This window comes from Dapis hubbardiae BLCC-M172, assembly GCF_050016015.1.
In the GTDB taxonomy this organism is placed as follows: domain Bacteria; phylum Cyanobacteriota; class Cyanobacteriia; order Cyanobacteriales; family Microcoleaceae; genus Trichodesmium.
Window position 1 is genome coordinate 26,620 of sequence record NZ_JBNHEQ010000211.1, and the last position, 21,659, is coordinate 48,278.

A 21,659-nucleotide genomic window follows, 5' to 3' on the forward strand; every position below is an offset into this window, starting at 1 on the left:
GGGTTTAGTACAATAAATGCTGACTTTCTCAATTTCTAGTTAAACCCGCCCCTACCTTTTTTAATGTTGGTTTTGTCGGGGGGGTTTAGTACAATAAATGCTGACTTTCTCAATTTCTAGTTAAACCCGCCCCTACGTTATCCTTTACAATAGACATGATAATTTCTTCACTATTATCAATTATCAATTGTTGTAATAGCAGCATCTAGTCGATCCAATAACTTCTCAATCTTTTCCTTTGCCTCCTCACTTGTCCGAGGTTGCCTATTTAACCACGACATTGCCCTCCTTCGCCCTTTTTGACTTGCCACAATTAAAGTACCCCAAGCCACAGCATTAAACTCCTCTCGATCTACCCTTAAAGCAGCATCAACCCTTTTGCGGAGACGGCCAGAATCATTTTGTAGCAACTTAGCAATATCATAAGTGCTGCTCAAATTATTTTCAAACACATTAAGACTTTCTTGCCAACGACCATCTATTAAACCAGCTAAAACCTTTTGACTTGGACTTGCCCAAGAAGCGATCGCCTGAGCCTCTGTAATATTGGCATGAAACTTAATTAAATCAAATTGAGCTTGTGCTTTTTCCGACCATTCAGACTCATCTATAAAATTTTCTCGCAAAGGTTCAATTAAACCAAAAGCAGGAGACCATAAACCATTACGAGCTAACCTCAGAGCATCCTTATAATATCCATCCCCAATAGGAGTTTCCTCAAGGGAAATTTTCTCTAATTCTATAGGATTAAGTATAAACTTTCGTGGCTGAATCCAATAAATATCAAAATCAGGATCTAATCCCACAGTTTGTTCAACCACCAACTCCGGGTCTCCTCCTCCAGTCATTTCTTGCCAGATCGGAGCTTGACCAGCAGCACTTTTCCATTCCAACATGGAACTCAAATAATTTTTACCAGGATTATAATTAACAATTTGCCCATAAGGAATAGCTTTGTTATCTTGTAACCTCTGACCACTGACACTAAACCAAACTCCCCCTGTGGGAACTTTGCCTTGAAACTGACGTACCGTAGTTATAGGTAAAGGTTTATTTGAACCTTGAGGAGCAGAAGCAGACTCAATAGTAGATGCAATGACAAAAGATTCGGCAGGACCCTGAAGTGATAAAGTATTAACTAATCGAAAATATGGTTTACTACCTTCTCTTTGATTAACAGATAAAACTGATTGATAGACCCGCAACTCTACTACTTCCCGACAGGGAGTTTCACAGGGTAAAGAAGCTCTAGATTCAATTTGCCTCATTACAGGCACTAATATATCAGAACCAGAATCTGTTGTTGTATTAGGAAGAGGAAAAGTTTTCCCAGCGCTAAACCCTTCCTCCTTAATACTAGACTTAACTTGCTCCAGGGTTTTTAGAGATTCATTCCCAGATATGTAGAATTGAGTCCATTGTGGTAATATTTGATTAAATGAGACTATAGCGTTTGGATCGGAAATTAACTTCACACTCAGCCATGCTCCCACTGCCATTAAACTAGAGCCACCAAATAACAGACTAATACCTATCCATTCAATCATCCATTTCCGCCAAGGTAAGGATAGCAATTTCAAAGAAAGTTTTTGAGACGGATCTGGTCGTCTCCGGCGTCTTCTAGATTTTGAACTAGAAGTAATTTTACTAATTTGTGGAGTTTTTCTAGTCCTAGGATAATAAGGTTTCTCAACTGTTTTAACAGCTTTAGGAGATTTCCTTTGACTGTAACTAACTTTAGAATTGTAAATCTTTTTTTTCATTATCCTAGTAATACCCGTTCATAGCGCTGACCTTGAACTTCCCAAGTATACTCCGTTTCTATAAGCGATCGCCCGTTTTCTGACAACTTATGTCTCAACTCCCCATCCTCAAATAACCGACCAATGGCCTCTACATATTCTTCTACTTGATTTGCTCTTAATGCTCTGAGTGGTGTACCTGCACCATCAACCGCTAATCCTTCCAACCCCCTATCGCTGGCCACAACAGGCGTACCTGCTGCCATTGCCTCCAAAGTTTTATTTTTAATGCCAAAACCAGTACGCATAGGAATTACACAAACCGTAGCTTGATGTAAATATTCTGCCATTGAAGGTACGCGACCCGTAACTTTTACCCCAGGGCGAGTCGAAAGTTCCTGTACTTCCGGTACTGGTCTTGCCCCCACCAATGCTAAAGTTGTATCAGGATAACGTTCTTGTACTTTAGGAAATATCTCCAGAGTCAAAAACCGAACCGCATCAATATTAGGAAAATTATCCATAGCTCCCACAAAAATTAATTGCTTTCCTCCAGGGTCAGCACTACGATAAGGAAACTGACTAAAATCTACCCCATTGGGAATCACAGAAATCTGACTATTGGGGTTAAACTCTTGCAGTTGTTTCCCATCTTCCTCAGTTGTAGCAACTATACAGGAAAATTTTGAACAATACCGTTTTTCATAACGCAAGAGTAGAGGAAGATTAAGTCTATCTCGCAAAGGTTTCTCCGCTGTGCCAGTTTCCAACTGTTGCCGACAAGTACCATAAACTGAACTATGGACATTAACCAGAGTTTTGACTTTCTCTTGCCATTGAGGGCGGATATAAATTTCATTAACGCAATGTTCGCAAGTAATGGCCTCACATTTACCTGCTGCCACAAACTCATCTACCCATTTTTGTATTTCTGGGGAATAGATAGAGAGAACGCTCGGTGGAGTACCTTCTATTATAAAATTACTAAAACGTCTTAGTTTTGCTAAAGTTCCTCCATCAGATTCTTGAGGGCGGTCAAATATGGCCAATTCTTCCACATAAGACCGCAATGAATCTATTTCCGAATCATTGACATCTGGAGAGCGTTGTGTTACTAAGGTAACAGAGTGTTTCTGACTCAAAAATTTGAGTAGATTAAATGTTCTAACTTGAGTACCACCCCGACTGGGAGGATAAGGAAAAGTAGAGGAAAGCATTAAGATTTTCATAAAGTTGGTAAGTTATTCTATATTTTTCTCTATTACAGCTAACTTATTATATTTGATGACAATATCATAGTCTGAATTTTCTTTAGACTGCGATATTTTAATTTTAGGAATAGATTTTATGGCATCAAAATCATTGATAGTCAAAGCATTAAAAAAACCAAATCTAGCCTTTAAAAAAGGTAAGCGTTATTTAGCACATAATATTGAGGATTTTATCAGAATACTTACCCAGAAAGACAAGCTTTCAGAAATAGTTAATCAAAAGGAAATCAGAGTAACAGGTATGAAGCGGACTGGAAACCATGCAATTATTAACTGGGTTAAAAGTCAGCATACTGGTGAAGTAGGATTTCTTAATAATGTTGCAGCAAATGAAAACCCCTACCGCTATAAATATGAAAATCTTCAAGATAATTTTCCAGAGCATAAGTGGGCAATAGAGCATAATCGTCAACAAGCTAAAGGATATTTTATTAAAAGAGATTGTTTAATCTACAGCTATGAAGATTTTCCATTAGACCAAATCGCAAGTGATAAATTTGAGGGTAACCACGATATATACTTAGGAAAAAGTGCTATTAGATATGATTTACTTATTCTTAGAGACCCTTTTAATCTTCTGGCAAGTAGATTAAAAACTTCTTCTAAAGTGTCATATTTTTTATCAGTAAATTCTCAGAATAAAACAATGATTGATTTATGGCTTGATTATGCAAAAGAGTATTTAGGAGAAACAAATTATCTCAAACATAACAAAATTTGTATAAACTATAATCAATGGTTTGCTGACATTGACTATCGGCGACAAATTGCAGATAAATTACAAATGGAATTTTCTGATTTAGGTATTGATAAGGTGACTGGTTTTGGTGGAGGTAGTTCATTTGAAGGAAAACAATTTGATGGCAAAGGAACATCAATGGATGTCTTAAACAGATGGCAAAAAGTATCTGATAATCCTCAATATAAACAATTTTTTGATCGGGAAGTATTGGAATATTCAGAAAAAATATTTGGTCATATTCCTGGCACAGAATCTTTAATTAACTAATAACCTCGTAGCTTTTGAAAAATTAGTTATTCTTGAAAATTAAATTAATTATCTATTAAAATTCTAGGATAAATTTAGTAATTTATTATGGCAAAAGTTAGCGTTTGTATTCCTACCTATAACCGAGCAAATTTGCTGCCTTATGCAGTAAATAGTGTTTTAAATCAGACTTACAATGATTTTGAATTAATCATAACAGATGATGGTTCAAAAGATAATACTGCTGAAGTAGTGAGTAAATGGAATGACCCCAGAATTCGGTATATTCAACATCCTCAAAATATCGGACGCAGTAAAAATATGCGTTCTGGTTTTGATGCTGCTACAGGAGATTATTTCATCAAATTTGATGATGATGATGCCCTCACTCCTGAATTTTTAGAGAAAACTGTTGCAGTATTAGATCAGATGCAAAATGTAGATTTTGTCTGTACAAGTCATTGGGTTATTAATGAAAAAAGCGAACGAGAAGAAGTTGCGACTAAAGAAAATGCAGCTAAGTGGGGAAAAGACAAATTAAAGGAAGGAATTATTCCTAACCTGGTTCAAGAAACATTTCAATACCAAAGTTTACAGGTAGGTTCAACTTTGTTTCGTCGCTCCTGTTTACAAGAAGTTGATTATATGCGTCCAGAAGCAGATGGATGTGAAGATTTTGATTTGCTAGTCAGATTAGCTGTAGCAGGAAAGGTGGGATATTTTATTCCAGAATATCTCATGGAATATCGTTTTCATAATCGTCAAACTAGTCTAAAACAAGATATTCATTTTTTGTCAGCTAAGATTTTTTGTATGAATACCTATCAGTTTGAAGAACGAGAATTAGAAAAATTACGTTTAGTTAAATTAGCAAATACGAAACAAATATTAGGGATTAGATTAATTGAGAAAGGTGATAGTAATAAAGGTAGAGAATTATTACAAGAGTCAAGCCAAATATTAGGAACTTCATTAAAAACTAGATTTGGCTTAATACTATCTTATCTACCCCTAAATTTACGACAGTTAGCATTGCAAAGCTTTAGGAAAATTCGTCCTCAAGACTATGCCGATAAAGTTAGGAACCCAGCTACTTGAGTTTAAAATAAGTAAGTATAACTTTTGAGCGATCGCCACTTTATAAGTTGATAAATATAAATTGGCCTCAAAAGTAATGATGCAGGCCAATAAAAGTAAGATTTAAAAGCTGATTTGAAACTTAGCTGTTTGGGCAGCATTCCAAAGGAAAAGTCTTATATTAACTAGATTATAGTAATTTCGGGCTTACTAGAGTATAACTTCACAAACCTAAGTATAAAAAAGAATTCAGCTTTTTCATATCTACTTTATAAATCAACTTATCAATAGTTTTTTCTTAATTTAAAAGCTATAAAAACCAATAATCCATTGCTCAGAGCTAATGATGAATAGAGAATAGGGCAATCAGAGTAGATATACAATAGTTTTCCTATTTGATTTGTAATTATTTATACATTCTCTCTAGGGACTTCGTTAACGTATCCAATACTTTTCCTATACTTTAATCAAGTCATCTATTCGCTGAGATAATTCTTTCAGCCTTGTGGATAAACCCTTCTTTTTATAAGCTATTTCCAATAATATTCTTCTTTTTATGTAGCCAATTTTTCCTGTATAATTATTAGTTTTACCTCTATAGAGTGTAGCTAGGTACTTAGTAATTAACTTGCTCTCAGTTAAATTATGTTTACTAAGATAATAGTTAATCATTTTATCGGTTTCTTCAATATTAAATATTTCATAATCTTTGAGGTTACCTTTCTTCCAAAATCCATCTCTCCCTATATGAAAAGTTAGATGTAAATTCTTAAAAATATTAAAATTATTTGCATTGCACAACATATTAATTGCTATGGTGTAGCCAATAGGCATAGATCCAATAAAAGCTTGATTGAATTGATAATTTTCATAACTGTTTCTCGGAAAAACAAAGCAGTCTAAACCAGGATGTTTATTTCCCTATTCAGAATACATTAATGGAAGCTCTTCTATTGTTTTATATTTATTACTGATTGTTCTGCGATTAATAATAAAAGCATCATAGCCTTGGTTAATCAATTCAGCGATAGTAACATAAAAGCTGGGTATAACACTTATATCAACAATAGTTTTAGTATTCCAAGTTGTACCTCATTTGTCCGAAATATGGTGTAATATTTGGCTTGGACTTTGGACTTTTGAAAGAATGATATAGTCTGACAATAGGTTTTCTTTTAGGACTTACGCACTTTCGTACCCGGTTTCTACGGTAAATCATTGTTTTGAACAATCAATGGATGTCTAGGAGAAACCGGGTTTCTGGGTTCCCATGCGTAAGTCCTGTCTTTCTTCATATACGATCGCCTTCGGTACGGATTATAGCAGTTTTCATTAATATAGAGTACAGAGATTTTTGCTTCAAGGTAGAAGGCAGAAGTTTTGTATTCAACATTTATGGAAAACCACTACAATTCCTTGATTTAATAATTCTAAATTCTCAATTCATCAAAAGAAGTTTTGTAGTCTACCTTTGTGAAAACCGCTATAATTTTATCCGTCCTTCAGTTTCCCATAGTCTAATTGTTTTTGTTGACACTCCTAGCATTTCTGCTGCTTAAGATACCGTTAATAAGTTAGACATGAATCTAGTGTATCACATATAGATATCTAGTTATGTCTAACTTTGTCTCAGCAGTCGTGCAAAATTATATACAAATAATTTTGTCTCTAAGCCTGACAGAGTCAGAAGTTAATGCACAATTAATTTTGCTTAAGCGCTTAATTATTTTAATACTGCCGATAACCCTAACTAGCCGCAGCATCAGCTTCCCGGAGAGCCTTGAGAATTTCCGGGCGTTTCATCCGCGCATACCCACGGAGTTTCCGCTCTTGAGCAATTTTCTTTAGTTGTCTGAGTGATTTGGTATCGTAGTCATCACCAGAAACTTCTGGCTCTGCAGGAGCTACTGCAGCTTTAGTCTTCCTGGTAGTTGTTTTTGTAGTAGTTGCCTTAGATCTAGACGTTGTAGAACTTGGCTTACTCTTAGTCGTTGTCTTAGGTTGTGTATCAGTTTTAGCTTCTACTTCAACTGAAGAATCAAGTTCTGAAAGAGCCTGCAATTGACGTCGAACCGCTGATACTTGAGTTTTGAGGTCATCTTCAATATCTTGCATTGTTTTGACCATTCCTGCCAGTTTTTTCTCTATTTGTTTATCGAGATCGTCAAGCTGTTTTGATAATAATTCCATTTTTACTCCTGATGTTGTTTTGTTAGTTGTTGAATTTGCGATTTTTCTTACCAATGTTTCTACCTTATTGTTAACTGAATTTTCTAGGTTTATAATCAAATTTTTGAGCTGGTCAATTTGATTGATATCAATGCTTTCCTCTCGCAAAGATTTTACTTGTTTTTTTAGAACCTCCTCATTTTTATTGATTGATCGATCGATTTTTTGGGTGAGAGAATCTACCTTTTGATCAAATGATACCTTAAGTTGTTGCAGTAGATGATCGAAGCTTGGTGTTTCAGGCATAGGTAGTTCAGTTAACTGTTCCATCTCTGCTCTAGCTATTTCTGCTTGTTCATCCGTCATCTCATAAATCCAGGCCCATAGTTCCTTGATTTCAATTTCTTTTGCAACTTGAAACCAATCAGCACCACGAACAATTTCGTACTGCTGTTGAGTGTCGTAGTTCTCCTTTAATCTGACAAGCAGTGGAATCAAGTTACTACCTTGATCTGCAAGGATCTTAAATAGAGATTCATGTCTTTCAGGAGAAATATCTCTCTCCTGAGACTCTGGCACAGTAATTTTGGATATGGGAATCAACTCCAAACTTATTGCTTGTGCTGGTAAATCTTCTTGTCGATCTTTTCGCTTTGATGAAACCATTTGCTTACAACTTTCCTGGGCTCCTAAAATCAAATAAAGGTATTGTTCAGAACTATTAATAGGCAGCAGGAAATGAATTACAGCTACTTTGTTACTCCTTTTTATCACTTTGGAGAAATTCAATATTTTTTGCTATTCCAAGTATTGGAAATATTATAATTTCATCCCAGTTTGACAAAATAGGATTAGGTGGTGAGAGTTGGTAAACTTCCTAGTGTTGCCTAACAGATTTACGGTCACATAATCTGGGAAATTATGATGAATTCTTAGGCTAAAAGCTTATACATCAGTAAGCTTACCAGCTTTACATTTGAACTTGTTGGTTTTTACCATGCCTTAGTCTAATTTTTTTCTCTTACCCAGATTGTATTTTTATAAGGCTACTTTAGCATACTATTTTTAGCTTTGAGACTTCACGAGTTAAAACCGCGTGAATTCTCGACTACGAGCTGGAAATCTGGTCAACGCCACGATTCCTACATTGCTCGTTTACGAAGTATGCCGTCAGGCAAAACGGCCACATTGCCATTATACATATAAACTACTCAGCTCACGCTTACGGTGTCAATTGCCACTATTCTCTTAAGTCAAAAGACTCTGCAGGCTACTCGTAAGTATCTTTTTTTTGATTCACTGCTTTATAAAACCGATATAAAACGTCATATAGCGACATTTTAATGTTTACTTCCTGCTTCGACCAGAACTGTCGGCAGCACTCTGTCCACAGGCATCAACGGTCAAGCAGACCGCATTTCTTAAATTAATACTCTACTCCTACAACTTGATTAGGCATTGCCTGAGAGAAAGCTTTAGGAATAGCACTCAGTTTCAATAGTTCTGATCTGAGTGGGTTGATGGCAGATTTTTTTCTGGCCATGTCAGGACGCGATCGCATAACTCGATTAAATTGCCTGAAGTTATTTTTTAACTTTTTTGCACAAAATAGTCAAGGTTTACCTATTTGATTAATAATAATATTAATTGGCTGATTTTTGCAAGTGGGGAACGGACGATCACATGAATATTAAATATCTTAAGTTGCTTTTGAAATTACTAGGCTACAAAAACTATCGAGTGTCTATTAGTAAAATCCAGCTAGAGCAAGAAATGAAGGCTTCTGAACGGGATGAAATCTGTTACCGACTTTGCGATCAAGGGTTAGTAAATTTCACCAGGGAGGTTACAAAAATTAATATAGCACCCCTGGGAAAATTACTCTTAGATAGTAAAAAAGCTGCCAGTTCACTGACTGAAGAAGAGTTAAAATTTCTCAAGGCAACTGCTAAGGGTGCTATTGCTCCGGGGGAAACTGGTATAGATGCTACCTATAGACAAGCTGTGATTACAGATTTGGTAGAGGAAGGTTTGATTGAAGTTGTTGCTCAAAAAATCAAAGAAGTATGGCTAACAGAAAAAGGAAAGCAATTTTTGTGCCAAGAATATTCATCCCAAAGTACGGCAAAAGAAATTTCGTTAAAAATGTTAAGTGATTACCTCCAGTTAATGCGGACAAACATTTCTCCCGACTACCCTAAGCAAGAGAAAAATATATCTTCGAGGTTGTCGGACAACAAACCCACCGATTCTGAGATTTTAGCTGTGATTCGAGATTTAGACCATAATCTAGGTACAGATAACTACTTACCAATTTTTCATTTACGAGAAAAACTACAACCTCCTTTATCTCAAACAGAACTAGAACAAGCACTCTACCGTTTAGAAAGAAGTAACAAAATAGAATTAAGTTCCCTCCAGGAGGTAAGATCCTACACACCAGAACAAATTGAAGCAGGTATCCCTCAAGATATTGGCGGACCTTTGTTTTTCATAATTACGGAGTAGGAAGTAGGGAATAGGGAAAACCCTTACTTTTTATTTGATTTTCCTGTCATGGCAAAATCCTAGTCTTCCCTAACTACAAAAAAAGGGAGTAGGGAGTAGGGAGTAGGAAAAACCCTTGCTCTTGATTTGATTTTCCTGTATGGCAAAATCCTAGTTTTCCCTAATTACAAAAAGCGGACATTTATAAATACTCAAAGTCAGTCAGGGATAACTTTTGACTTCTGAATTCTGAATTCGCGCCTTGCGCGTAGCGCTATATCTGCTATCGTAATTCTCTAACCATTCTCAAAAATATTAACAATTTTATTGTATGACATCTATAGATAAGATTATTCAAAGAGAACTTAATCCTTTCGATCCGGTAACTCTTTATACTATTAATTTTTGGCAAGAGCAACAAAATCCTAGTCTGAATGTTGATTCTATCCATCAAAATATTATCACTGATATAGAAATGGTATTGGAGCAGGTTGCTCAGGAACATCATCCCCGTACTTTAATACTTACGGGTGACTCTGGTTCTGGTAAAAGTTACCTTTTAGGGAGAATTAAAAAATTATTTAATACTAAAGCTTTTTTTGCCTATATCGATCCTTGGCCTGATAGCGATTATATTTGGCGACATATTTTGCGCCAAACTGTAGACTGTCTGATGAAAACTCCGGAGGGTAAAACAGATTCTCAGTTGTTATTATGGCTTAAAAATCTCTTGGATTTCCAAAATAGTAGTTTGCTCGAAAAAATTATTGGTGAAAGAAGAGTATTCATTAGAAATCTCAAGACAATTTACCCTTCTGGGATTTATAATCCTAATGATTTTTTTAGTGCCCTTTATCATCTACTAGATCCCAAGTATAGCGCTGTTGCCTGTGAGTGGTTACGGGGGGATGATTTGGATGAGGGGGATCTAAAATCTTTGGGTATTAAAAGTAGTATAGATTCTGAAGATTCGGCCCAAAAAATTATTACTAACTTGGGGCTTATTTCCGCTGCATCTCAACCTATTGTTTTATGTTTTGATAATCTTGATAATATTCCTCGCTTGTTAAATGGAACTTTAGATTTACAAGCATTATTTAATGTTAATTCTAGTATTCATACTCACTATCCACAAAATTTTCTGATAATTATTAGTATTATTACGAGTACCTGGAAACAAAATGCTACATTAATTCAACCAGCAGATAAGGCTAGAGTCAATGGGGGGGATTTTCATTTAAAACCAATTACTTTAGAACAGGGAGAAGCTATATTAGCTGCTCGTTTAAATCCTTTGCATTCTCTGGCAAAACCAAAGCCTAAATCACCTATATTTCCTTTGTCAAAAGAAATATTAGAACAGAAGTTTCCCAGGGGGAGAACTCTACCCCGGAATATATTAGAATTGGGACGTAAGGAATATGAGCAGTACAAAAGCAAATTATTAGATAATACAGAAAATTCTCAAGATTTAACACCAGGAACAGAATTGGCGACTTTTAAATTGATTTGGCAAGACAAGTATAAGAAGACTCAGAAAAAAATTAGCAAAATTACTGATTTGGCAGCACCAGAATTGATTAGAATGTTACAAGAAGTATTAAATGCTTTACAATGTCAGGAGGTAAAAACTAAATTATTAAGTGGGAAGTATGCTAGTCATTCTTTGAGTTATCAACAACAAAATCAAGAACAAATTATCGGTGTAGTTTGGACGGAAGATCCAAATATGAATAGTTTTTATAATACGATGAATGCTTGTCAGAAAGTTGTGGATAAAAATTTGTGTCAAACTTTATATTTAGTGAGAGCTGCTGAGGTGGGAAGTGCTAGAAATCTTAGCTATAGAATATATAGAAAAATTTTCCAAGGTAGGTTGAAAAATATTCATATTAAACCTAATTTGGAATCTGTGTATTTTTTGGCTACATATCATAGTTTGGTGAATTCTGCTCTCGCTAATGAATTAGTAATTGAAGGTGAGATTATTAGTCTCAAAGAGTTAGAAAAGATAATTTGTGAATCACAAATTTTAAATAACTGTAGTTTATTACAAGATTTGTCTGTAGTTTTTCCTACAGATACTCAAGAACAGTCAAATGAGCCAGATTTAGATGAAGTTAAGGATTTTGTGTTAAATTTAATTAGAAAAAAAAGTTTTATGGAAAGGAATAGTGTAATTGAAAATACACTAAATCAATTTATCAAAATGGATCGTTCAAAAATTGATATAATAATTCGAGAGTTTGAGGGAGAACAGAAAATAAAAATTATCTCTCCTACATCAAAAGAGGATGAACAATTAGTTTGTTTTGTTCCTGGTTGATCAGGAATGTATAATTGATGATTATAGTGATTAATTATAATTAATTTGGAGTATATAAAACTGATAAATTATCAGAATTTATAGTTACGTTAATTGCTTGAAAAAAACAGGAAAATCAAAATAGTCTGTCAATGCCAATAAGTAATAAACCTCAATTACAATCTCCGCCATTTAGTATTAACGATCTTAAGGTTGCTTTTGATTGCCCCCGTTTGTTTTATTTGAAACAGCGTTTTGGAGGGGAACATCTGTTTTTGCCAAAAGATTATATCCAGGAAATTGATAATGCTTTTGTTGATTTAGCTAATCAGTTAATGAATATGATTCGGCAAGAATCTAGAATTCAAGTTTTGTTTTCAGGGCAATTTGAGGAGTTGGTGGTAGAGGCGATCGCTAATCAAATACAACAGTTATTTTATGAGTTGATTTTCTTTCCTTATTTAGAAACAATTATTACAAAAGATATTAGTTTAGCAACAGGATTATATCAAGTTTGGCAGGTATTAACTAAACTGATTTTTAATATGTCTGAAATCATTGTTAAAAATCGGCGTTACTGCCATGAAAGTATTGTAATTCGTCGCACATTAATTACGGGAGAAATATCTGTAGATTATACTTTTAAAATAGCAGGTGGTAAGAGTCAAAAGTTAACGGGAAAAGTTAATAATTTAATTTTTGATTTTGAGACTCGTCGCTTGTGTGTGGTTCATTTTCAAACTTATGAAACTGTGGAAGTATCGTCTCAGTTAATAGGGGTTGCTCTCTATAGTTTTTTACTGAAGCAAAAGAAAAAGATACCTGTTGATGCTGTTGTTTATTGGGTTTTGCCTGAGTTAGGAGAGTATCATTACACATGGGAAAAGTTGGAGAATGTGGTGGAGGGTTCAGTTCGGGGTAAGTTAGAGGAGATGCGGGAGTGGTTGAGATGGGAAGAGTTTCAACCTGATCCACCTCCACGGACGGAGCATGAGTATTTGTGTGATATTTGTCCTCAGAAGGAAAAGTGTGAGAGTTTTTTTGATGAGGGTGGGTAAATGAAGTCAGAAGTTAGAAGTCAGAAGTCAGAAGTTTTTTTGGAGATTTTGAGTCACCTTCCAAAAACATTTTGCCTTCAAAGGTGGGGTTTTATACTCAATTATTTTGATAAACAGTAGGTTGGGTAGAACGCAGTGTTTCACTGCGCGACATGAAAAGCGGAGCTTCCCGAAGGGAAACCCAACTTATGTCTATATTAAGTCTAAGTAATAAGTTATATCAAATCTGGTAGTATCGGTGAAATTTAATATCGTAGGGGTTTGGTGACCAAACCCCTACCAAACTAGGGGTTTTTCCCTCTTTTAGAATCTCCCAACTCCAAAGTAAGTGGATTTGATATAGTTAAGTAAAAGTTGGGTTTCGTTACCTCAACCCAACCTACGGATATTTGGTATTTTTGGGGATGGGGATGCGATCGCCATATATTAAAAGAAAAGCTGATTATATCAAATTGTCAAAAAATATAGAAACCGGGTTTGTATTAAATGCTTTACCATACTAATATTTACCTCCCATAAACCCGGTTTCTTATAACACTCCAAAAAAAGCGGATTTGGTATTATTTATTAATCAGGTATATCGCCGATATCTCTTAACTTTTTGTAAGTACCATTTGAGAAGTTTGGTATTTTATCTTGATGACCTGTTTTTGATGAGTTTTCTAAATTTTCCCATGTTAGCTTTTTACCTGATTTTCGCCAATATTTAATTGCTTCCCATGCTTTAGTTGCTCCTGATATAGAGCTAAAAACTCGCTTGAAAGCTTGTTTGATTTCATCTTCTGTTTCTACTGTTAACAAATTGACTTTTTGTAGTTGATTAGATTCACGATCAATAGCTTTTATTTGTCTACTTAAAGCTGTTTGAGTTTGTACTAATATAGATAAAGCTTCTTGCTTAGATAGATTACTAATTTTTTGACGTATAACTTTTAATTGCTCATTCAGAATTTCCTCAATTTCTGGTAGTTTTTTGGGTAATAACTGGTCAATTTTAGTTTCGATATTCTGGAGTTTTTCCTCTGCGGTATTATTAATTTGAGATTGAGTATTAGTAGGAGATGATGTATTTAGTCGATCTAACTTTCTTGTGATTGGTTGCAATTTTTTATCCAGTTGACTATTTAGTTCTTTTGTCAAACTTAATCTCAAATTATTAAACATTTTCGTTAAGTCAACTTGACTACCTTCAACATCAATAGGAACTTCTGGAGATTCAGTTATTGGAGAATCTAAACCTCTCAAAATTTTCTGTTGGTTCCTGATATTTTCTTCCTGTTCTTCTGTAATAATAAACCCTCTGATCATACCTGAATGTTCTGGGTCTATTTCTGATGCTTTAACAGTTGCATGATACTCAAAATCACCTGTGACAATTTCGCAACTCTCAATACCTGTTCTTTTCAAAATAATAGGTCTAACCACACCTCCTGTTGTCAGAATTAAGTTAGCCATATTCTCAACTTCATCTGCTGAAAACTCAGAGATATCAAACTTTGGTGTGATGTTATCAAGGTCTACTAAGGAAGTAGATAAATTTATGTTATCGCTCATACTTTTGAAATAATTTCTGTTGCTAAGTTTTCAAATTCTTCTACGGAAGGTTCATCTGATTTATAGTCAAAAATTGATATAGGATTAGGAACTTCTATATCATCTATTAAAACAGTTCTATCTAGACACTTAGCTAAATCTTCTCTTTGAAAAATACAGCTATCCATCACTGGCAAATTATAACGTTCTTGAATAATTGCTTTGCGACGAGGTAAAGTATATTGAATATATCTACTGTTAGTAGGAATTTTGGAAGGTAAAACACCTAGTATATTAATTTCTGAAACACCTATTTGGTCTCTAAATTCATTAATCTCTTCAATGAAATTTTTAACATTTCGTAATCCCTCATTTGCAAAGGCTTTTAAGTCAGAAGGAATTATTAAATAATCTGTTGTTATCATTGCTATTCTAGCATAAAGATTCAATGAAGGTGGTGTGTCAATAATTACAAAATCATAATTCTCTTGATCTAACTTTTTTCTTAATCTTGTTTTTGCTGCATCAATTTCTGATAGTTGCTTTTCCCATTTCATTAAACTAATGTGACAAGGAATGACATCAATTTCAGGGTCATTGAACTGAGATTTGCGAATAACTTCAGGGATGAAAAATTTCTTGGGATAGTTGATGACATGATAAATATACTTATCTTTTAAATTATCATTTTCTTCATCATCAAATTTAATTAACCCTGTAGCAAATGTTGTATTTGCCTGACTATCTAAATCAATTACAAGAACTCGATAACCTTTTTTACTCAAGGCAGCAGCTAAATTAACTACAGTTGTCGTTTTTCCAACTCCGCCTTTATTGTGATAAACAGCAATTACTTTCATAGAATTTCTCCTACTTTGATTAATTGGATTAGACTCGGTTTCAATCTTTACTTGATTTGCCTGGTTTTCTGGTGTATTGCTAACAATTTCTTTTGTCTCAGATTGAGTAGCGATCGCCTCACTTACCTCTGCTTTTTCTCCCGGAGTTTCTGTTGTATTAGAACTCCGATTTTGACGCAAAAAGTCTCGACCGACTAATTTTTTAATTTCTTCTATTTTGTCATCAACTTCACCCCCTAAACAATTAAACACTAACTGAATATCATTTCCTACTCTTTGATAAATCCTAATTTCTTTTGCATTAGTTAACAAGCCATATTTTACATTCATACTTGTCAAATAACGCCTCAGTTTTCGTTGATGGCGGTCTAAATTTTCTCTGGGATGTTTTGCCTCCATAACTAAACTCAATGGAGATTCTCCATCTAAACTAAAAGGTAACTTCTGAGTAGCAAATGACAAAAAATCTAAACGGATACTGCCAAATGTTACTTCTTGATGCCAATGTTCGATACCGTATCCTAATTTCGGCAGTAGATAACTAACAATTAGTTTGCTTTCTACTTCACTTTCGTTGCGACATAAGTCTGGATTAAAACTCAAGGTTATTTCAGTTATCAGTTATCAGTTAGCCTCCTATGGTCGTAACTGCGTTATCAGTTAACAGTACCTCTACAATAAGGAGGCTTGAAATATCTATGGATGTTCTTTTTTTATCCCCTTAAAAGGGGAGGCGCCTACCCATAATTTTTCGGTAATTATTCCTTAATTTTGAATTTTTTCCTTGATTAACTAATCCTATGCTATCCAAATAGATTTATTGATGTCAATATTGACAAATTGCTTCAGTTGTATTACTTTATTTTTCAGTATTTATACAGTTTTATACCAATTTATGAAAGTGGTATTATCAATTAATTTTATTTTGCTTGAGGTTATTTTTCTAAGTGGGAGTATTTTGCTCCTGTTGACTATAGCAATCCTAAATTGGTTGTGGGTAATCAAAAAGTCAATAAAAAAACTGAAACTCTCACCTGTTGCCATTTAATATCATGTTCGGGTAATCACTTATAATAAAGTTTTTGTTTGTAGTAGGGCTTCAGCCCTACTACGAGCTTTAATTATAATAACTATTTAAGCGAACATGATATAAGTGTTCTATAAAAAGCAGTAAGATTTTTGAGACGAATAAAATAGGATTGCTATATCAAAATACCCTATAAAAAACTATAAAAAAAATCCGGTCAAAATGCCGGATTATATAAAAGTTGATGAATGAAAAATTAGTGGTATGTGTTAATAAGGTTTACCGAATAATTAAGATTTAAAGCCTTCTATTTCAAGAGAAACAAGAAAAAATTTTCCTTTTATTCAATCTTCTTCCTTTTAGGGAGAGGTAATTATCAATTATCCATTATTGAACCCCCCAATATACACCTTTAAAAGCTGATAGCTGACCGCTTTCCTAACTTAAATTACTGGGAAACTTTCTGAGCATCATACTCTTTAAAACTTAGATAAAACTTTTCCTGATCGTACAAATGACACTTATCTGTTATCTCTTTCATTAAAGACCAAGAAAACTTAGTTTGATAAAGTTTATCTCCCCATTTATCCTTCAAAAATTGATATGCTTGCCTTAAATTATATGAAGGAATTCCTGTTGAGACATGATGGGGAATATGCACATTAATATCATGGCAAAGAAACTCTACCCAACGAGGATAATCACAATGCACTGTACCAAATAATTGAGCCTCTGCTTCATTCCACTCTTCTGCTGGAGTAAAAGGAATTTCCGGTACTGTATGGTGAACAATCGTAAATGTACTCATCCAGAAATGGTAAACTAACCAAGGCATTAACCAAAACTTGACTAAACCCCAGAGACCAGTTGTAGCTATTAATAAAGGAAAGGCGATCGCGCTAAACCCGAAAACTACCAATGCAGAAAATTTGACATCTTCACTATCTTTACCCTCAAATTTTCTCCAGTCAAAATGGATAAGCGCCCAGTGAGGAAGAGAAGCTAACCACCAAAGTCTGCCACGCATCACCCTATACACTGTCTGCATAAAGCTACCAGCAACCTCGAAATCTTCTGGATACCATGGTTGCCAAGCATTGTCTTCGCCCATCTTATTCGTATGTTTGTGGTGATGATTATGGCCAATTCGCCAACCATGAAACGGATAAATTAAAGGCAAAAAGGCTAAGTGACCGACTAGATCGTTGACCCAGCGACGGTTAGCAAAGGAGCGATGACCACAGTCATGGCCAATGACAAAAAACCCTGTTAATGCGGTGCCAGTGAAAATCCAAGCTAGGGGCAATAAAAACCAAGGTGTAATTGTTAGTCCCCAGTAACCTAAAACAACCATAAAGATATTGGTTGCTACCATTGTCCAGGTTTTCCATTTATCTTTAATGAAAACTTCGCGAGGTAGACTTTTCACAATATCTTTTAGCTGTAGTTGCTCATTTTCGCTATGAGAATTTCCAGAAGTAGATTCTGCAATTGATACAGTCATAAATTGTTTAAATTTCCCGTTTTTTTTGATGTTTATGTAGTAGATTTATGATTCCGAAAAAAAACGCCAGCTCAAAAATTTTGCTGGCGGTTTTGACCACAGAAAAATTTTCACAGCTAATGCTCCGAACTAATAGCATTCAATGAATTTTGTTCAAAACAATGCTGTATGTAGCAAAACCTTTCTTTTTATATCATAATCTTGTCACTATCCAGGTAAATTAATGAATTTTGTTGCTTTTGCTACTTCTTTCTTATTTGTCAAGTGTAGCTATCATCATGTTAACAATTTTTATTGATTGACTTATTTTTCAATTTGTGATAGTGAGTTTCTTTCTCTGATAGTTCGTAATTCTAATAAGAGAGTTTCTATTTCTGCCTCAAGATGAAGCAACTTAACTTGTTGATCTGTTTGATACAAAGACTTCATCTGTTCTAAGGTACGGGTTTGATTGGTTGATACTCCTGAACGATTTACCCTTTTAGCAGTATTTAAAGAAGAAGATCCACTGGACAAACTAGATGTGCTGTCAGAAATCAATAAGTTACTAGCCATTTATACTCACTTAAATAGTTTTTCTTTAAGATACATTACAACAAATTAAGCTATTTAACCTTATTGAATAAAAATTTAACATTCAAAATTAGGGCTTGGGGTAAGTTAGCCAATATTAAACAGTTATAAGTAATCTATTAGTTTACTTTCTAGCTATAAATTTGATGAAGTTTTAATCTTTGCCAGGGATTGACCAAAAAGTTATTGACAAACTCTTGATTAAGTCAAAGTTAAATTCTTGTGTAGGGTGGGTTTTGCCGATCGCTGAGATAAAACAATTCAAAGAACGACAGTTGCTCATACGATAAAAGCCATTTAGCATCTCTGCCCGGGATTCAATTTTTGAGGTGCGGAGTCGTCCGTGGTAAGAAGCACTTGCAGAAAAAGCTTGAAAAATACTCCAACACACCTCTACTCCCCTACTCCCGCTCTATTTTTAAATAGATACCAAATGGGTTCTATAGTTGAAATTGTCAATACTAACCCACAAATATAGCTGAAGTTAGAAGGCAGAAAGTTAAATTCGCACGACGGACTAAATTTGAGAAGGGCCAGAGTATTATACATAGTAATGGCAATTGCTATATTAACCACTCTGGCTGTCTTAATATTTGTTTGGTAAACAGTTAATAATAACTTAGGCTGGAGCTAAAAAAAACTTAAAGTTTACAAAAAACAAGCTAGAGAGTAAAGTGTTTTGAAACCGGAGCTGAAAACCAGCACCAGATTTTAATCAATCAATTCAAAGATAATTAAAGTAATTACTTTTTTGTGGTACGATATAAAGATGTCTAAAAAATAAAATTGCTACGATTAAGAGTATCAACATATACGGTCAACCAAGCTAGTAGGGGTGAAACTCCCGTCAAGTAACTAAGCTGTATTGATTATTGCCTAATCAATGCAAATAATAGTAGCTTCGAGAGTATGACCAACTGGTGAAATATGTTGAAAATCGTGAAAGAGCAATAAATCGTCATCAAATCTATATCTATAAGAGTAAGCACAATGCCTATAACTATTATTGGTAGGTTTGAGTGTTTAGGGGTACTTTGATTGGTCCCTAGAAAATATAAATCTGGTCAGCCAAGAAAAAAAGTCCTAAGGCTGATTTGTCCCGTTGCTAAGTGTCAGCTTATAATTCCCCTGACTTTAGTCCGGAGAGTAGTCAAATTAAACAATTCAAAACTTTAAAGATGACCTTAACATTGTCCTCTTATCATTCAAAATTACAAGGTTGGCCGGGTTTGATCGAGGCGTATAGATCCTATCTACCTGTGACAGAAGAAACTCCTGTGGTGACACTGCAAGAAGGTAATACTCCTCTGATTCCTGTGCCAGCGATCGCCCATCAGGTAGGTAGACAGGTAGAAGTATTTGTTAAATATGATGGCCTCAACCCTACGGGTAGTTTCAAAGATAGGGGCATGACTTTAGCCATATCTAAGGCCAAAGAAGCAGGTGCAAAAGCAGTAATCTGTGCTAGCACGGGGAATACCTCAGCAGCAGCAGCAGCTTATGCTAGACGAGGTGGGATGCGAGCTTTTGTGTTAATCCCAGATGGTTATGTGGCCCTAGGAAAGTTAGCCCAAGCTCTGTTGTATGGGGCTGAAGTTTTGGCAATTAAAGGCAATTTTGACCAAGCCCTAGAAATAGTCAGGGATGTGGCTAATAAATATCCTGTGACTTTGGTCAACTCAGTTAATCCCTATCGTCTCGAAGGTCAAAAAACTGGTGCTTTTGAGGTGGTGGATACTTTGGGGGATGCCCCAGATTGGTTGTGTATTCCTGTGGGAAATGCAGGGAATATCACAGCATATTGGATGGGTTTTTGTCAATACCATAAAATCGGAAAATGCGATCGCCTGCCGAAAATGATGGGCTTTCAGGCCGCCGGGGCAGCACCTATTGTCCAAGGTCATCCTATCGCCCACCCAGAAACAGTGGCTAGTGCCATTAGAATTGGCAACCCTGCTAGTTGGGAAAAAGCTGTAGCTGCTCAAGAAGCTAGTCAGGGAAGTTTTACTCCTGTTACAGATGAGGAAATATTAGAAGCTTATCGTTTATTGGCCTCCAATGAAGGAATTTTCTGTGAGCCAGCTAGTGCTGCTTCTGTTGCTGGTTTATTGAAAGTTAAAGACCAAGTTCCCACAGGAGCAAAGATAGTTTGTGTACTTACTGGCCATGGTCTCAAAGACCCAGATGTGGCGATTAAACATAGCAACAATCAGTTTAAGCAAGGTATAGAACCAAGTATAGAGGCCGTTGCTAAAATTATGGGATTTTAAAGGAAAGAATAAGGGAAGAATCAGGAGAGGATGTCAACTTTGAGCTTTTCTCCCTAATCTCTACTACTGGGTAAGCGAGGCAATGGTTTTTCGTTTTGTGGTAACTGAGGAGTATTGGGAGATTTACTCTCCTGTTCCTGTAGTTGAATTGGATTATTAATTTCTGTTTTTAGCTGACTATCGGGGATAGTCTCCAATTTTTCTTGTTTAGTTACTTTTGCTTTGGCCAGAAGATCCACTGCATCTGCCAAAGCATTTGTTAAACTTTTACGAGTATTTGCATGATTAGTTTGCTCTTGTTTAAGGGTTGTAGTTAACTTTTGGACTTCTCGAACAGCGCGATCGCGTTCTTGGCTCACTTCAAGAATTTTGGCCTTAAATTCAGCCAAAGTTTGTAAATGTTCGATTTCCTGTTCAATAGTTGTTAGAGTTTCATCTCCATCACCTTTAACCAAGGAAAAACCCTTTTGTAATTTCTGAACTTTGGTCTTTAAGTTATCGATAGTTTCTTGACTCTGTTGAGCTTCATTTCTTCGTTGTTGAGCTTCAGTATTATAGAGTTGACGCCACTGAGAGGCACTATCTTGGGCTGCATTTAATTCTGTTTGTAGTTCGACTATTTTTTGTTGAAGAGCTTTAATTTCATTTAACCATGGGGTTATATCCTGAGTCATATCATATTCTTAGATGATAGAGTGTCCATTTCATCGGGTGATGTTTCCCTGCAAGATTGCCTTTGCAATTGTAAGCTAAAATTTTTAACCATAAATATCTTATACTAAATCCGGTTTAGAG

General features: G+C 35.1%; 17 protein-coding genes and 1 pseudogene. 6 read left to right on the forward strand and 12 right to left on the reverse strand.

What is annotated here, in order from left to right; translation table 11 throughout:
- Positions 1–176: 176 nt before the first annotated feature.
- Both ACP6PK_RS19485 and ACP6PK_RS19490 read right to left on the reverse strand, forming a co-directional pair.
- The gene (locus tag ACP6PK_RS19485; protein WP_426561861.1) at positions 177–1,763 is read right to left on the reverse strand and encodes a hypothetical protein; all 1,587 of its coding nucleotides are present in this window, start codon (positions 1,761–1,763) and stop codon (positions 177–179) included.
- Positions 1,763–2,971 (reverse strand): glycosyltransferase family 4 protein, encoded by a 1,209-nt coding sequence (locus ACP6PK_RS19490; protein WP_426561863.1) that lies wholly within the window; start codon positions 2,969–2,971, stop codon positions 1,763–1,765. The genes ACP6PK_RS19485 and ACP6PK_RS19490 overlap by 1 nt, the downstream gene beginning before the upstream one ends.
- 118 nt (positions 2,972–3,089) lie before the next feature.
- Here ACP6PK_RS19490 and ACP6PK_RS19495 point away from each other — a divergent pair, with 118 nt between their 5' ends.
- The gene (locus ACP6PK_RS19495) at positions 3,090–4,022 is read left to right on the forward strand and encodes a hypothetical protein (RefSeq protein ID WP_426561865.1); all 933 of its coding nucleotides are present in this window, start codon (positions 3,090–3,092) and stop codon (positions 4,020–4,022) included.
- Positions 4,023–4,109: 87 nt separating this feature from the next.
- On the forward strand, positions 4,110–5,099 hold the full coding sequence (locus tag ACP6PK_RS19500; protein WP_094673469.1) for a glycosyltransferase family 2 protein: 990 nt from the start codon (positions 4,110–4,112) through the stop codon (positions 5,097–5,099).
- A 435-nt stretch (positions 5,100–5,534) separates the two neighbouring features.
- Here the strand turns inward: ACP6PK_RS19500 and ACP6PK_RS19505 are convergent, their stop codons facing one another.
- From ACP6PK_RS19505 to ACP6PK_RS19520, 4 genes and pseudogenes are all read right to left on the reverse strand, one after another.
- The gene (locus ACP6PK_RS19505; protein ID WP_426561867.1) at positions 5,535–5,912 is read right to left on the reverse strand and encodes a hypothetical protein; all 378 of its coding nucleotides are present in this window, start codon (positions 5,910–5,912) and stop codon (positions 5,535–5,537) included.
- A 649-nt stretch (positions 5,913–6,561) separates the two neighbouring features.
- Positions 6,562–6,630: pseudogene (locus ACP6PK_RS19510) on the reverse strand (MerR family DNA-binding transcriptional regulator); the annotation flags it as partial.
- 194 nt (positions 6,631–6,824) lie between these two features.
- Positions 6,825–7,913 carry a Rho termination factor N-terminal domain-containing protein gene (locus ACP6PK_RS19515; protein WP_426561869.1) on the reverse strand — a complete coding sequence of 363 codons (1,089 nt, stop codon included), beginning with the start codon at positions 7,911–7,913 and terminating at the stop codon, positions 6,825–6,827.
- A 760-nt stretch (positions 7,914–8,673) separates the two neighbouring features.
- The gene (locus ACP6PK_RS19520) at positions 8,674–8,808 is read right to left on the reverse strand and encodes a hypothetical protein (protein ID WP_256386573.1); all 135 of its coding nucleotides are present in this window, start codon (positions 8,806–8,808) and stop codon (positions 8,674–8,676) included.
- A gap of 179 nt (positions 8,809–8,987) precedes the next feature.
- On the opposite strand from ACP6PK_RS19520, the gene ACP6PK_RS19525 reads away from it, so the two are divergent.
- From ACP6PK_RS19525 to ACP6PK_RS19535, 3 genes are all read left to right on the forward strand, one after another.
- Entirely contained in the window at positions 8,988–9,755 is a 768-nt protein-coding gene (locus ACP6PK_RS19525; RefSeq protein WP_426561871.1) for a hypothetical protein, read from the forward strand.
- Positions 9,756–10,065: 310 nt separating this feature from the next.
- Entirely contained in the window at positions 10,066–12,060 is a 1,995-nt protein-coding gene (locus ACP6PK_RS19530) for a P-loop NTPase family protein (RefSeq protein ID WP_426561873.1), read from the forward strand.
- Positions 12,061–12,191: 131 nt separating this feature from the next.
- Complete coding sequence (locus ACP6PK_RS19535; protein WP_426561875.1) at positions 12,192–13,097, forward strand: hypothetical protein; 906 nt, start codon at positions 12,192–12,194, stop codon at positions 13,095–13,097.
- 567 nt (positions 13,098–13,664) lie between these two features.
- On the opposite strand, the gene ACP6PK_RS19540 is transcribed toward ACP6PK_RS19535, so the two are convergent.
- The 5 genes from ACP6PK_RS19540 to ACP6PK_RS19560 form a co-directional block, all read right to left on the reverse strand.
- Positions 13,665–14,651 (reverse strand): hypothetical protein, encoded by a 987-nt coding sequence (locus ACP6PK_RS19540; protein ID WP_426561877.1) that lies wholly within the window; start codon positions 14,649–14,651, stop codon positions 13,665–13,667.
- The gene (locus tag ACP6PK_RS19545; RefSeq protein ID WP_426561879.1) at positions 14,648–16,093 is read right to left on the reverse strand and encodes an AAA family ATPase; all 1,446 of its coding nucleotides are present in this window, start codon (positions 16,091–16,093) and stop codon (positions 14,648–14,650) included. The genes ACP6PK_RS19540 and ACP6PK_RS19545 overlap by 4 nt, the downstream gene beginning before the upstream one ends.
- An 872-nt stretch (positions 16,094–16,965) precedes the next feature.
- Positions 16,966–18,021 carry a fatty acid desaturase gene (locus tag ACP6PK_RS19550; RefSeq protein WP_094673007.1) on the reverse strand — a complete coding sequence of 352 codons (1,056 nt, stop codon included), beginning with the start codon at positions 18,019–18,021 and terminating at the stop codon, positions 16,966–16,968.
- A 303-nt stretch (positions 18,022–18,324) separates the two neighbouring features.
- A complete protein-coding gene (locus tag ACP6PK_RS19555) occupies positions 18,325–18,576 on the reverse strand; it encodes a hypothetical protein (protein ID WP_094673009.1) in 252 nt (83 codons plus the stop codon).
- A 172-nt stretch (positions 18,577–18,748) separates the two neighbouring features.
- On the reverse strand, positions 18,749–18,985 hold the full coding sequence (locus tag ACP6PK_RS19560; protein ID WP_143437806.1) for a hypothetical protein: 237 nt from the start codon (positions 18,983–18,985) through the stop codon (positions 18,749–18,751).
- 787 nt (positions 18,986–19,772) lie between these two features.
- Here ACP6PK_RS19560 and thrC point away from each other — a divergent pair.
- Complete coding sequence (gene thrC / locus ACP6PK_RS19565) at positions 19,773–20,864, forward strand: threonine synthase (protein ID WP_426561882.1); 1,092 nt, start codon at positions 19,773–19,775, stop codon at positions 20,862–20,864.
- A 53-nt stretch (positions 20,865–20,917) separates the two neighbouring features.
- On the opposite strand, the gene ACP6PK_RS19570 is transcribed toward thrC, so the two are convergent.
- Positions 20,918–21,538 carry a hypothetical protein gene (locus ACP6PK_RS19570; protein ID WP_210407362.1) on the reverse strand — a complete coding sequence of 207 codons (621 nt, stop codon included), beginning with the start codon at positions 21,536–21,538 and terminating at the stop codon, positions 20,918–20,920.
- Between the last annotated feature and the right edge of the window lie 121 nt (positions 21,539–21,659).

What these genes read in the sequence shown, in the direction of transcription:
- ACP6PK_RS19535 (WP_426561875.1), top strand. Translation starts at nt 12,192, where the DNA reads ATGCCAATAAGTAATAAACCTCAATTACAATCTCCGCCATTTAGTATT.
- ACP6PK_RS19530 (WP_426561873.1), top strand. Translation starts at nt 10,066, where the DNA reads ATGACATCTATAGATAAGATTATTCAAAGAGAACTTAATCCTTTCGAT.
- ACP6PK_RS19550 (WP_094673007.1), bottom strand. Translation starts at nt 18,021, where the DNA reads ATGACTGTATCAATTGCAGAATCTACTTCTGGAAATTCTCATAGCGAA.
- ACP6PK_RS19515 (WP_426561869.1), bottom strand. Translation starts at nt 7,913, where the DNA reads ATGGTTTCATCAAAGCGAAAAGATCGACAAGAAGATTTACCAGCACAA.
- ACP6PK_RS19500 (WP_094673469.1), top strand. Translation starts at nt 4,110, where the DNA reads ATGGCAAAAGTTAGCGTTTGTATTCCTACCTATAACCGAGCAAATTTG.
- ACP6PK_RS19520 (WP_256386573.1), bottom strand. Translation starts at nt 8,808, where the DNA reads ATGCGATCGCGTCCTGACATGGCCAGAAAAAAATCTGCCATCAACCCA.
- ACP6PK_RS19540 (WP_426561877.1), bottom strand. Translation starts at nt 14,651, where the DNA reads ATGAGCGATAACATAAATTTATCTACTTCCTTAGTAGACCTTGATAAC.
- ACP6PK_RS19490 (WP_426561863.1), bottom strand. Translation starts at nt 2,971, where the DNA reads ATGAAAATCTTAATGCTTTCCTCTACTTTTCCTTATCCTCCCAGTCGG.
- ACP6PK_RS19485 (WP_426561861.1), bottom strand. Translation starts at nt 1,763, where the DNA reads ATGAAAAAAAAGATTTACAATTCTAAAGTTAGTTACAGTCAAAGGAAA.
- ACP6PK_RS19495 (WP_426561865.1), top strand. Translation starts at nt 3,090, where the DNA reads ATGGCATCAAAATCATTGATAGTCAAAGCATTAAAAAAACCAAATCTA.
- ACP6PK_RS19505 (WP_426561867.1), bottom strand. Translation starts at nt 5,912, where the DNA reads ATGCCTATTGGCTACACCATAGCAATTAATATGTTGTGCAATGCAAAT.
- thrC (WP_426561882.1), top strand. Translation starts at nt 19,773, where the DNA reads ATGACCTTAACATTGTCCTCTTATCATTCAAAATTACAAGGTTGGCCG.
- ACP6PK_RS19570 (WP_210407362.1), bottom strand. Translation starts at nt 21,538, where the DNA reads ATGACTCAGGATATAACCCCATGGTTAAATGAAATTAAAGCTCTTCAA.
- ACP6PK_RS19555 (WP_094673009.1), bottom strand. Translation starts at nt 18,576, where the DNA reads ATGGCTAGTAACTTATTGATTTCTGACAGCACATCTAGTTTGTCCAGT.